A 13,209-nucleotide genomic window follows, 5' to 3' on the forward strand; every position below is an offset into this window, starting at 1 on the left:
CACGTTCCTGGGTGTTTCTGATGTGCCAGAGAGCCGGATATCCATATCCCCGGAATACTTCATTACCACATACGACAGTATAACCCATTTTTTTATATAATAAAAGGTTATTATTTTCCTGTGATTCATAGTAATCCCCTGTTTTTCCTTTATTTAGCCGAAAAAAGGAAAATACAGCTTGCAAATTTTTCAGTTTACGGTACAATAGGAAACGATTGTAATGCTTTCGTATGTAATTGAAACGATATTTATTTAATGAAAAAAGAGGTATGATATGATTTCAGCAAATAACATCACACTGCGCGTTGGAAAAAAAGCGCTGTTTGAAGACGTTAACATCAAATTTACAGAGGGTAACTGTTATGGATTGATCGGCGCCAACGGCGCAGGAAAATCTACATTCCTCAAAATCCTTTCCGGTCAGCTTGAGCCTACCAAGGGCGACATTGTGATCACCCCCGGTCAGAGACTTTCTTTCCTGCAGCAGGATCACTTCAAATATGATGCTTATCCGGTTCTGGATACTGTCATCATGGGTAATGAAAGACTCTATCAGATCATGAAAGAGAAAGAAGCCATTTACGCAAAGGAAGATTTCACAGACGAAGATGGCATCCGTGCCAGCGAGCTTGAGGGTGAGTTTGCAGAAATGAACGGATGGGAAGCAGAGTCCGATGCTGCTACTCTTCTCAACGGTCTCGGCGTCGACACCGAGTTCCACTATACACAGATGGCAGACCTTACCGGTAGTATGAAGGTCAAGGTTCTTCTTGCACAGGCTCTTTTCGGAAATCCTGATATCCTTCTTCTTGATGAGCCGACCAACCACCTGGATCTTCCTGCTATCGAATGGCTGGAGGAGTTCCTGATCAATTTTGACAATACGGTTATCGTAGTATCCCATGACCGTTATTTCCTGAACAAGGTCTGCACACATACTGCTGATATCGATTATGGCAAGATCCAGCTTTATGCCGGAAACTACGACTTCTGGTTTGAATCCAGCCAGCTTCTGATCAAGCAGATGAAAGAGGCCAACAAAAAGAAAGAGGAGAAGATCAAAGAGCTCCAGGAGTTCATCTCCCGTTTCAGCGCCAATGCTTCCAAATCCAAGCAGGCGACTTCCAGAAAGCGTGCCCTGGAAAAGATCCAGCTGGATGACATGCGTCCTTCCAGCCGTAAATATCCATACATCGACTTCCGCCCGAACCGTGAGATCGGAAACGAGGTCCTCATGGTGGAAAATCTGTCCAAGACCATTGATGGAGTAAAGGTTCTGGACAACATTTCCTTCACTCTTGGTCGTGAAGATAAGGTTGCCTTTGTGGGCGCCAACGAGCAGGCCATCACAACCTTCTTCAAGATCCTTACAGGTGAAATGGAGCCGGATGAAGGAAATTACAAATGGGGCGTTACCACTTCCCAGGCATATTTCCCGAAGGATAATACACAGGAATTCGATAACGACCTTACTATCACCGACTGGCTGACACAGTACTCCGAGATCAAGGACGCAACCTACGTCCGTGGATTCCTTGGCCGTATGCTTTTCCCTGGTGAGGATGGTGTAAAACGTGTCCGTGTTCTTTCCGGTGGTGAGAAGGTTCGCTGTCTTCTTTCCAAGATGATGATCTCCGGTGCCAATATCCTGATCCTGGATGAGCCAACCAACCATCTGGATATGGAGTCTATCACAGCACTGAACAACGGACTGATCAAATTCCCGGGAGTGATCCTTTTCACCTCACACGATCACCAGTTTGTACAGACAACTGCAAACCGCATCATGGAGATCCTTCCTAACGGCAAGCTGGTAGACAAGATCACCACTTACGACGAGTATCTTGCCAGCGACGAAATGGCCAAGAAGCGTCACGTATTCCAGGTTAACGAAGAGGACGCACAGGATAACTAAATCCCATGCTTCTGTAACAAAAAATCTCCCCTGCTTCCGCCTTTACAGGCAGTCAGGGGAGTTTTTTTATCTGTTTTATATGCGCTTACTCCATGGTGATCGGAGCAAGCTTGCCCTGTGTTACATCCAGAAGATCTTTAAGCGGTACCTTCAGGGTAAGGCCTACTCTTCCACCACTTACATAGATCTCATCAAAGTTTTCGGCAGACTGGTCAAACACCACCGGATAATTTTTTTTCATTCCAAGAGGGCTGCAGCCTCCGCGGATATAGCCCGTGATCTTTGTAAGATCCTTTACATGGATCATATCTACTGTTTTTTCGCCTACAGACTTTGCGGCTGCCTTACGGTCCACCTCTTTCTCGATCGGAACTACAAACACATAGTAGCCGCCGCTTTTCCCTTCCATGACCAGGGTCTTAAAGGACTGATCATGAGGGGCTCCTGTAATGTCTGCACAGTGGATCCCATCTATGAACTCTCCACAGTCATATGCGAGCGCTTCATATTTTACTTTTTTTCGATCCAGCATTCTCATCGCGTTTGTTTTGGCTTCTTTTCCCATTTCTGTCACTCCTCGGATTTTTCTCAGTTGTCTTTCCACTCATCAAGCTCATCCAGATCCTCATCATTCATCAGATCCGGGTTATTCCTGTAATTTCCATATTCTTCCTGCTCATCAAAATCCGCCATATTTTCAATATCCATCCGGCGTCTTTTCTGCTGCAGTTTTTCAAAATCTTCATAGCTGTCCCTGTTTTCCGACTCATCAAAACGATCATAGTCTTCATGATCCTCCGGATCTGCATAGCGGGATCTGCTTCCCGTTCCTGCATTCCTTCGTTCCCTGGTGCTGCTGCTCTGGCTGTATCTGCGGCCTCTTCTGTCATCCGAAGCATAATTTCTGTCGGAGGTTCTGTTTCTGCCGGAGGTTCCGGAAGTGCTTCTTCTTTCAGTGGAACTGCCTTTGCTGTTTCTTTCGCTTCCGGATCTTTTTCGGCTGTCTGCATAATTTCTTTCTCGTCTGTCAGAGTTGCGTCCTTCTCTGTCAGATGGTCTGCGGGAACGTCTTTCACCCCGGCTTTCCCGGTCATCGTTTGCCCGGTTTTCGTATGTATATCTGTGATCGTCCCTGTTACGGTCAGAGGTATATTCACGGCTGTTTCCTCTACGATCCCTTCCTGCCGGCTTCCTGGTCTCCTCCGGCAGAGCTCCATCGTCGTCATCCTCTTCTTCGTCATCTTCCTCATCGTATCGGTCTTTGTTGATGGCGAACTGGATCAGCATACCAAGGATCGCAATTCCCGCTGCCATACCGACGCCATATGGAAACTGCGCCAGCCCTGCGATCTTTGCAATGGATAATCCTGCCAGAACACCACCCAGTATACTGGTTCCGACAATGATCACTCCTTTCGCATAACGCATAGCAAGTATTCCCAGTCCCACGCCGATAAGGATGCACAGGAAAAAGGAAAAAGAACTGGTCGGATGAATCAGATAGATACTCAATGTTATTCCGATACCAAATCCCAGTACAAAGATTCCGGCCCTGTAGATCAGAAACGAAACAACAGCCAGTACGATCCCCAGTCCCGCCATGGCACCTGCGATCACCATTTTATCCTGAACACCGGACATATAGGTTACACCAAAGCCGGCGCCTGCTCCGATGATAAATCCAAAGATCATCATCCAGAACCGGAGGATACGATATCCCAGGATACAGTTCAAAAGCCCGAAAACGCAGAGCACTCCATATACGATCACCATCAGCTGGCTGATCTGTTCCATACCTCCTGCTCTCTGCAGTATATCAAATCCTCTTGACAACATATCCATATTCATAACTTACTCCTCTCTTTCCAAAACCTCCGGAAATCTTCCCGAAGATGTTTCAGAAAATAAAATATATGGTATAAAAATTATCCATCACTCCATAATGATACTCCACCTGACCAAGTCCGTGAAGTTTCATATAATACTGTGCCACATTCTGTACCACGCCATCATCCAGCAGTTCCTGACAGGCTTCGGAAAAAGCTTCCTGACTGCCAAACTTGAAACGAACTACAGCCGCACCATTATCCAGTCTCATCTTACAATAATCATATATGTCCTGCCAGCTGTAATCTTCAAAGTACCCCTGGTTCAGCACATAAAAATCCAGATTCTTCGCAGTACATGCCGGAACTGTCAGTTCTTCCGATGGTGTATAGGTTTTTTCATATTCTTCCGGGAAAGGGCAGAGATAATCGTAAATGATCGTCTTATGTTCTTCCAGCTGTGCGGCATCTCCATTTAAAAAATCCGGCTGATCCCCATTGGTAGCATCTACATAATAATACTCCTGGCCTATTTTTACAATATCCCATGCATGACCCTCTGTACTTCCTTTTGTGCTTCCGTCCACATAAATACAGGGAATATCCATCCTTTCCAGAAGATACTGGACAGCTCCTGCATATCCGGCACAGACTGCGGATTTTTTCCAGAAAACACCTGCTATGCTCTGATCATCCTCCCCGGTCTGATACTGGGTATGGTCAATAACATACGTATAAACAATGCGTACCTTCTCGTAGTCACCGGCATCCTCCGGAATCAGGGCTCTGACCTCCTGAAAGCTCTGCTCCATGGCCGTCTGTATCTCATCGATCTCGCTGTCTGTATAAGTATAGCCCGGAGTAAAAACGCAGTAATCACTGTCTGAATACGTAGTTTTGTAGATTTTTTCACGATTGTGGACCCAGAATATCTCCGGGTGGTCTTTCAATACTGCATGATAGCTTCTGTCAATACTGTCATCATCGGAGATCGTCAGATAAAACTCCTTTTCCCGGGCACGGATTCCTTTCAGCAGCTCCCGATATACTCTCTGCTCTTCTTCCGTAAGCTGTTTGAAATAATATTCCTGATGCCCTTCTTCGCTCTGGGCAACCTCCATCTGACGCAGTTCCTCTACTTCCTTTGGTTCGCCTGAAATAATGCTCTTTGCTATGGAGCGGATCTGACCCAGTGCCCCTGCCGAAGCGCTAAAGGGCTGAAGGATCACTGCAGCTGTAAGCACTGCGGCTGCCATGGGGCAGAAATTTCTTTTTTTCATAATATCATGTCCTATGTCTGAAGCAGCGATTGTAAGAAAGGGCAGCCTCCCGTGGGAGACTGCCCTTATCTTCAATCGCTGTCCCTTAGTTTTCCATTTCCAGTGTTTCTACATCATCATCAAATGTATCCACTGCATCGTCCATGGTCTCCTGATCCAGAGTCAGCGTCTCAACTTCATCTTCTTCCTCATCCTCCTGCAAAGCCTTATTCTTAAAATCTGCAAGAAGGTCACTGGAAACAGTATCACCGGATGCCAGTGCATCCTTCAGTGCATCAGATCTAACCACATCCGTGAGGAGCTTTTCTGCACTCTCCTCTGTCAGAACATCATTCTCTGTAGCTGTGGTCTCATTTTCCTCCGCCGTTGTATCCTGATAGAAGGATGGCTTTCTGATATAACGGAAGCTTGCACTGTATGCCTCACCAACCGTTACACCATTCTTGCTTGAGGAACAATGTACTGCGATCCAGTCGCCGGAATCCGTCTTTCCGCACAGGATACCAACGTGGTTGTTGCTTCCTGCTTCCGGTCCTCTCTGGAATACCAGATCTCCTGGCTGTGCATCTGCTTCGCTGACAACACCGGCCTTCTCCCACTGGTCAGAGGTTCCGTCTCCAACTGCTGCCTGCATTCCCTGATCCTTATATCCATTGATCACTGCCCAGGTAACAAAGCCGCTGCAGTCCAGACCATATGCACGGAGCGTACCGGAGCTTCTGCTGCCGTCTGCAGATACCTTCTCAACGGAGCCCCAGCTTGGATCTTCTCCGATCACCGTAGATTTACCGCCCCAGAAATATCCGACCTTACCAACCAGTGAATACGCTGCGGTGATAACATCTACACGATCCTCAGAAACATTGTCTCCCACGCTTTCACGGACAAAGCCTTTGGATGCGGTAACTACCGCACAGAGAAGCTTACAGTCTGTTTCCACATATTTCTTAAGGACGCTTCTGTCTTTCTTTGCAATATTGTTCTTCTTGATGTAGTAGTTGATCTTGCGATTTCCGTAGGATATCTTGGTAATATCCTGCTTGTCCCTGACGATGGGGTTCATCTCCGCAAAGATCCTTGCCAGATCATCCTTGCAGGATGCATCCAATGTAAATGACGTTGCTCCTGCTTTGCTCTTTTCGTAAATATAAACAGCAAGGATATCCTGCCAGTTTCTTACCAGAAGTGTATTCTCCGTATCGGTAAGCTTGTTCTTCTCTTTATATTCTCTTTCGATCTCTTCCATTACAGAAGCAAAATCATCAGAGAAGGACAGATGATAATTGCTCTTAAGACTATCCAGATAAAAATCCTTGCCCGCATGAAGATTGGATACCATATTTGTCACATAAACAGGATCTCCGATCTGTGTTGCTGTTGCGTTATTTCCATCTGTGATCTCTGTATCTTTGTTATCATCTTTTTTGTTGTCTTTTTTGTTATCACTGTCGTTCTTGTCGGCAGCTGCAAGCTTGGCTTCTGCCTCCGTCAGAATCTTATAATTCGTAACTTTGGCCTTTTCTGTATTAGACAGCGCCTCATAAGCTGCACGTGCGCTCTCTATCTCAGCTTTATCTGCTGCTGTGATCGTTCTGCCTGCCAGTGCTTTGATCTTCCGGATCACCGCCTGTACCTTTGCAGAATCATCCCTGGCCGGTGTTTCCGTCGGTGCAGGTGTTGCGGTTGGTTCCGGCGTTGCAGTTGGTGCAGGTGTCGCTGTCGGTGCCGGTGTCGCCGTTGGTGCAGGTGTCGCTGTAGGCTCCGGTGTTTCCGTCGGTGCAGGTGTTGCGGTTGGCTCCGGTGTTTCCGTCGGTGCAGGCGCCGGTGTTTCCGTTGGTTCCGGTGCAGTAGTTGGCTCCGGTGCTGTAGTTGGTTCCGGTTCAGGTGCAGCAGTTATTTCCGGTTGCGGCGCAGCTGTCGGCACCGGATCTGCCGGAACTTCCGGTTCACTTACCTCACTCCCGTCTCCCGAAACACCTTCCTCAGCAACAATATTATCTGCTTCCTCGGCGGCTTTTACTCCGGTTGGAACTGCCAGTACCATAGCTGATAACATCGTGATGCAAAAAAACTTATTCAGGTACTTGTTCTTCATATTTATTAAGATGCTCCCTTCTTTCCTTGAACATCCCTTTACTTCCCCTATAATAAAGGTCTGCCTTAAACCGTTTGATAACTTAAAGTTTAATTCAATTTATTTTAGCATACGAAAATCGTGAAATCAACTGTTCTGGTAGGATATCTCCTTCAATTCATCTATTTTTCACTTTTTATTCATATTTTTGTAAGATTTTTTAGAGTTTACCATAACGTAAAAAAGCCACAGTGCTCTCACACACTGCGGCTTTTTATATACTGTCAGACAGTCACTGCCGGCTGTCCGCCCATATGAAACTGTTTTCTGACACAGAGCTGAAAAATCCCCTGTACAACCTGATAGCACACCCGAAGGATAAAACGGATGTCATCGGCAATGCACCGCGGGCTTTCCAGATAATATGCATGACGCTCACGGATATATTCCACAAGTTCCTCAAAGCTTTCAAACTGCTTCGCTTCTTCCAGCTGGCTGTCTGCTGCGCCGCTGAGGATACATTCTCTCAGGCGGTTTTTCAGCTCAGCTTCATAAGAATTATGTGCTGCAAGATTTCCTTTGTATGTTTTGTTATGAGGAAAAGTAAAATAATCAGCCATATAATGCATGACCTCACCGAATCTTCTCCAGTATACTCTGGCATTCTCTTCCTCCGGGTTCTTCTCGACAAGCGCCCTCATCTTATTCTGGAGGTAATCGAATGTTCCGAAAAACTCATGTCTGGTGGTGAGAAACGATGGTTTCAGATCAGGCATGATATTGCCCAGGCAAAACGCTTTTCTGTGCTGCTGGAGACTGTACACCTCAGACATCTGGTCAGCCAGGTATCTGCCTAACAGTATATGTGATTTTTTACGCAATTTTTTCCCTCTTCCTTCTTTCCTGATCCAGATCCTGACCGGTCAACAGTAATTTGGTTCCGCCCGGTCCTCTTCTGGGATCCATAAATCATCCGTTTACCGGAACCAACTTTACTATAGCACTGTTTTTTCAAATAATCAAATAAAGATTATGTAAATTTAATCCAGATCAAAAAGCTGCCGCTGCTTCAGATCAATAGATGCCCAGACGGTACTTGTCTTCGATTCTCCGCAAAGATAAACCGTGCTGGAAACCTGAGCAGCATATACAATTCACTTTTTGTTCCAATCCCTCCGTCAAGTCCAACACTGTTGTGCGCAGCTTCAACCAGGGTCTTTGCCCTATCTTCAGTAACTCCTCTGCCACGCATCTTTTTATCATGCCAGATCTTTCAGATCCCATTTACTCCAAGCGCAATCACATCTTTTGGCAATGGTGCTTTTTCAAGCACTGCCAGGCCGCTTATTGCATCAAATCGTGTATATAATCCCAGATATTCCGGGAAATGTATTGCAAGCCATCTCTGGATCCTGTTTGCAGATATGTTGTGCTGCTTCATGATCCCGTCACGGCTGTATACCAGGTCTCTTATCAGAACTGCAGTCTTTTTATTCTCAGTCTTAAGTGTCTCTGCCCAAAGGTTGAAAAAATTGAACCCTTCCAGATCGTTATGAAAAGAAAAAATACGTTTTGTAAGTTCGCGTCCTCTGTTATCAAAAGCTCTTGCATAATGTATCTGGCTTCCGATATCAACTCCGACAACCATTGTTGAATCTGTTACTTGCTCAATCTTTTCATTCTGTGTATAATTCATTTGGAACCTCCAGTGCTTGATTGTTTTGTTTACATCCGCCAAGATGCAACTCAATCATACCTTGAGGTTCTTTTTTATTCAATTGGCGCTTTTAATGAATTCCATATACCTCTTTATTATATTTTTCAATCTCGTCATCAATAATTGAATCTACATGAGGGAACAGACAACCGGGACCTCCATAGGTAATACATGGAATGAAATGTCCGTTTGGTGCATACTCCTCACATGCTCTTCTGACTTCCTTACGGATCTCTTCTTCTGTAGAATCCACACGGTCTACAATAGAAGCATCGATTCCGCCCATAAGTGTCATTCTTCCGTTCAGCTGTTTCTGGAGCTTCGGAATATCATTCTGCGGAAGTGTTCCCTGCCAGATGTCAATCCCAAGATCAACCATATCCTCTATGATCGGTTCCATGAAGGAATCTGCGTGATGCATGACGATCACTCCATGGTCTTTCATATATTTATAGGATCTTTCATACTGTGGTTTGATAAATTCTCTCCATGTGTCCGGACTGATGAACAGGGACTGCTTGGAACCCCAGTCATCGTGGGAAAGGATGATATCCGGGTGGAGATTATCAACGATCAGCTTTGTAAGCTGAAAACGGTACTCTCCAATGGCATTGCAGAGATCCATCATATCCTCCGGCTCAAGAAGGAAGTTCACCAGCATATCCTCAAATCCCATCAGGAAGTGAAGCCTCTCAAAAACACCTGTAGGCATAAATGCCATGAAAAGGCTTCCTGAATCCTTTATCTCCTGTGCCTTCTGTTTAAATGGTTCCCATAAAGCCGGATCCGAGCACTGACCGACAATATCCGGGATCACCAGCTGCTCTTTCCATTCTGTGATATCATCAATGACCTTGTTGTCCTCTGTTACATGTGGCATTGCAGCCAGCTGTTCCTGAGGCCAGAGGATCTCAGTTCCGAAAAGATCCTTCATAGGCTCCATACCACGGTGACGGTTTCCACGCACATAATTATTTGCCGGGTTCGGCGGGTAAAAGGTCGCACCCTCATACTGTCTCAGAAGTCGTTCTGGCCTGCCGTCCTTTTTTATCGTTTCAAGTAAAATCTCCGATGCTTTCAACATAATGCTTCCTCCTTTATTATCCTGTGATCTTTCAAAATACCCGATCACTTATCTTTATGATCTTGCGTCAATCTCAGCCTGATACTGAAGAACCTTTTCCTTTGTGATCTTAAATCCAAACACCAGAAGCAGAAGACCTGCCAGACAGAAAATAGCCGGAACAAGTGCAAAGGAAATCGTCATTCCCTGACGGGCCGTTCCCTCAAGAACAACTCCGGATTTCCAGCCTACCGCCACAAGACAGGCGCTGAGGATCGTTCCTCTTAAGAATACGGCAATCTTCAGCGGAAGATTCTGTAATCCCATGATCCATCCGGATGCATCTTTTCCGCTCTTCCATGTTGCATACACTACAGTGTCCGCATAAAGTGCAGGTGAAGCTGCAAAAGCCATACCGTAGAAGAACTGGGCAAGTGTCATAAGAGCGATCACTGTCATTGCATTTCCATAGAAAATATATACAAGGAACAGTGATACTGCCATTCCTGCATAAGCAATGATCATAGTTGTACGGGACGATATTGCTTTTGCAATGTATCTCATGGAAAAAGCTCCGATGATGGCACCGATGGCAACCCAGAGAAGATAAGTGGTCATCAGTCCCGGATTTCCCATTGCATCCCTGAAATAGTAAATAGCTGATGCTGCTGTTACAAATTTCACACACCATTTTGCAAGGTCTGCCAGCATCAGGACCATAAGAGGCGGATTCTGAAACAGGGAAGCAAACATCTCTCTGATCGTGATCTTTGTTTTGTCATTTTTCTTTCCTGCTGTTTCCGTTTCAATCTCTTCATAGCCTTCCGTCATCTTGAAATGGGCAAAATAGGTTACGACCATCAGAATACCCAGGCAGAAAGCTGCTGCTGCAAATTTATTTTTCTCACCGACATATCCGGCAAGAAGTGTTGCAAATGGAAGACCCATATAGGAAAACAACAGACCGCCTATGTTATTCCAGGTTGCCCTGGAGGATGCAAGCGTTGCTTTGTCTTCCGGTGTTTTACCAACAACACTGATCAGGGTTGCGTTGGCAACATAGCTGAAATTCCATGCCACATGAGATGCGATGGATGCGGCAATGATCACCACTGCCGAAAGCCATTCATTATCACTGACACGTATGAACATGAATGCGTACAGAAACGGCACCATCCACGGAACCATGATCAGCCAGGAACGATAACGCCCCCATTTCTTTGCTTTTGTGCCATTGATGATTCCTCCGTAAAGCCAGGACAGACATGCATCAACAATGGTAAATACGGAATTGATCACACCAGCTACACCAGCTGCAAAACCAGCCAGATCCGTCAGAAATGTCATAAAGTAAAATGTCTCAATATTACTCATAAGAACAAATCCGGCATCACCAACACCAAAGAAATATTTCAGGGCATTTGTAAGACCCTTTTTCTGTTTCGGATCTTGTTTCGGTATTTCATTTTTACTCATTTTCTTTCCCCCTTCGCTGTTTTTTGTGGGACCGGCCATTTCCACAACTTCACGTTACCTTTGATGATTACAGTATAGTTGTTTTTTTCTTGTTCGTAAATCCGCATACTTCTTCATTCTTTCTCCAATGCTTCATACTTTTTGTATAGTTATTATTGTAAATATGCACAAATAATTTTCTCTCCGTTTTCTTTTTATTTTCCGTCTAATATGTTATAATTTCCTATAAATACAAGGCTTTTATGAATTGGAGGAAATATTTTGAACAAAAGAGAGCATTTCGTGAATAGCCCGCATACAGGCTTCCATCTTAATCTCCAGATCATTGCTGACGATTTTGCGGAGAAAAAAGAGGATGTTTCCATCCTCTGCCGTGAAGACCCCCTGACGCTGGATGGTCTTCGCATATATCAGGCAGGAGCCCTGCTGAAGCCATGCTACCTTTATCTTGTCTTCGGCAATTCTCTTTCCGAAAGCTTCCTGCGATACCAGAACATCGCATTTGTAGTGGTGGGCTCCGGTGATCTTTCCTGCTTTTCCGAAAGCTGCAGGATCCTTCACATTAAGGGAACCCTTTCTTTTTCTGAGGTCTTCAACCAAATACAGCAGACCTTTGACAGATATTCTGACTGGGACAGTAAACTCCAGCTTGCACTTGGAAGTATCGATCCGTTGAATGAAATGCTGGAAGCCAGTCTGGATATATTTCATAATCCGGTTTTTGCCCACGACACCAACTTTTATATCCTTTCTTCTCCCCGGCACGTAACCGGTATGTCCGAATGGGTCCATGACCAGCGTACAGGAAGACTCATCGCACCTTTAAGCCTGATTCAGGATTTCAAGCTTGACGCCGAATACCAGCGCACACTTATCACCCACGGCGCCAATATTTATTCCGAAGAGCTCCGCGGTTATCGTATCCTCTACATGAATCTCTGGGTCAGCGGCAATTATCAGGGCCGGCTTTGTGTGGATGAGCTCCAGACGGAGATACAGCCCGGACATTTTTCTGCTCTTGAGTATCTTGGCTCCTTTATCGAGCTGTGCATCCGTCGACACAATCTGTTCCAAATTTCAATGGGAAATGACTCCCGGCAGTTTTTCACGGAGTATCTTTCCGGAAAGCTCACAGAACTACAAGCAGTTACCGATCAGATCCAGTATCTGAACTGGAATCGCCATGACCGGTATCTTGTACTTCGTCTGGAAACCCAGCAGCAGGATGACCGTATGCACTCTTCCATCGCCACACTGGGACACATTGAAGCCCAGATCCCGGAAGGTCTGGCTTTTACCTATCAGCAGGGAATCGTTGTGATCGTTAATCTGTCCTTTAAGCACTCTGTATCTTCCGATGTTATCAGTTCACTTGCGATCATCCTGCGCGAAGGGCTTTTTAAAATGGGAGTAAGCTCTGAATTTCGTGATTTTCTCCTGATCCCTCAGGGCTATATTCAGGCTGTTTCCGCCTTGCGCCTGGGCAAAAAAAGTCAGAGCATGGCCTGGTGCTATCATTTTGATGCTTATCTTCTGGAATATATGCTTTCCCAGATCAGCCATCAGATCAGTCCCGAGCTTCTGGTCTCTTCACGACTGGATGCACTGCAGAATTATGACCGAAAAAACAATACTGAGCTGTATCACACACTCAAGGTCTATCTGGAGCATGAACGCAATTCTCTTCAGACAGCCCGTGAGCTTTTTATACATAGAAGTTCCCTGACCTACCGTCTGGAGCGCATCCAGAAGCTCACAAAGGTTGATCTGGATAATCCGAAAGACCGGCTTCTTCTGCAGCTCTGCTTTCTTCTGCAGGAAAAGGACCAGACTGTCACCTGACAACCTGGTCCTTTTT

The 13,209-nt window shown here is 45.6% G+C and carries 10 protein-coding genes; 2 read left to right on the top strand and 8 right to left on the bottom strand.

Translation table 11 applies throughout. The annotated features are described in order from the left end of the window. The first annotated feature begins 274 nt into the window (after positions 1-274). Positions 275-1,915 (top strand): ABC-F family ATP-binding cassette domain-containing protein, encoded by a 1,641-nt coding sequence (locus CCC70_RS15310; RefSeq protein WP_021650411.1) that lies wholly within the window; start codon positions 275-277, stop codon positions 1,913-1,915. Between the two features lie 85 nt (positions 1,916-2,000). On the opposite strand, the gene ybaK is transcribed toward CCC70_RS15310, so the two are convergent. The 8 genes from ybaK to CCC70_RS15350 all read right to left on the bottom strand — a co-directional run bounded on the left by ybaK (position 2,001) and on the right by CCC70_RS15350 (position 11,351). After that, positions 2,001-2,480 carry a Cys-tRNA(Pro) deacylase gene (gene ybaK, locus CCC70_RS15315; RefSeq protein ID WP_118752969.1) on the bottom strand — a complete coding sequence of 160 codons (480 nt, stop codon included), beginning with the start codon at positions 2,478-2,480 and terminating at the stop codon, positions 2,001-2,003. A gap of 23 nt (positions 2,481-2,503) precedes the next feature. Next, on the bottom strand, positions 2,504-3,763 hold the full coding sequence (locus CCC70_RS15320; protein ID WP_186582140.1) for a DUF4203 domain-containing protein: 1,260 nt from the start codon (positions 3,761-3,763) through the stop codon (positions 2,504-2,506). A gap of 49 nt (positions 3,764-3,812) precedes the next feature. Further along, entirely contained in the window at positions 3,813-5,021 is a 1,209-nt protein-coding gene (locus CCC70_RS15325) for a transglutaminase domain-containing protein (RefSeq protein WP_286187030.1), read from the bottom strand. Positions 5,022-5,106: 85 nt separating this feature from the next. Then, positions 5,107-7,116 (bottom strand): C40 family peptidase, encoded by a 2,010-nt coding sequence (locus CCC70_RS15330; protein WP_186582141.1) that lies wholly within the window; start codon positions 7,114-7,116, stop codon positions 5,107-5,109. A gap of 263 nt (positions 7,117-7,379) precedes the next feature. Next, on the bottom strand, positions 7,380-7,976 hold the full coding sequence (locus tag CCC70_RS15335) for a zinc dependent phospholipase C family protein (protein ID WP_186582142.1): 597 nt from the start codon (positions 7,974-7,976) through the stop codon (positions 7,380-7,382). Positions 7,977-8,368: 392 nt separating this feature from the next. Further along, positions 8,369-8,791, bottom strand: coding sequence for a hypothetical protein (locus tag CCC70_RS15340; protein WP_186582143.1), 423 nt, complete (start codon positions 8,789-8,791; stop codon positions 8,369-8,371). 91 nt (positions 8,792-8,882) lie between these two features. Continuing rightward, positions 8,883-9,896 (bottom strand): uroporphyrinogen decarboxylase family protein, encoded by a 1,014-nt coding sequence (locus CCC70_RS15345; RefSeq protein ID WP_186582144.1) that lies wholly within the window; start codon positions 9,894-9,896, stop codon positions 8,883-8,885. A gap of 54 nt (positions 9,897-9,950) precedes the next feature. Beyond that, complete coding sequence (locus CCC70_RS15350; RefSeq protein ID WP_186582145.1) at positions 9,951-11,351, bottom strand: MFS transporter; 1,401 nt, start codon at positions 11,349-11,351, stop codon at positions 9,951-9,953. Between the two features lie 261 nt (positions 11,352-11,612). On the opposite strand from CCC70_RS15350, the gene CCC70_RS15355 reads away from it, so the two are divergent. Beyond that, positions 11,613-13,193 (top strand): PucR family transcriptional regulator, encoded by a 1,581-nt coding sequence (locus CCC70_RS15355; protein WP_022426480.1) that lies wholly within the window; start codon positions 11,613-11,615, stop codon positions 13,191-13,193. Positions 13,194-13,209 lie beyond the last annotated feature (16 nt).

Origin of the sequence: Blautia sp. LMAG:89 (genome assembly GCF_008679485.1) — a bacterium.
GTDB lineage: Bacteria > Bacillota > Clostridia > Lachnospirales > Lachnospiraceae > Blautia_A > Blautia_A fusiformis.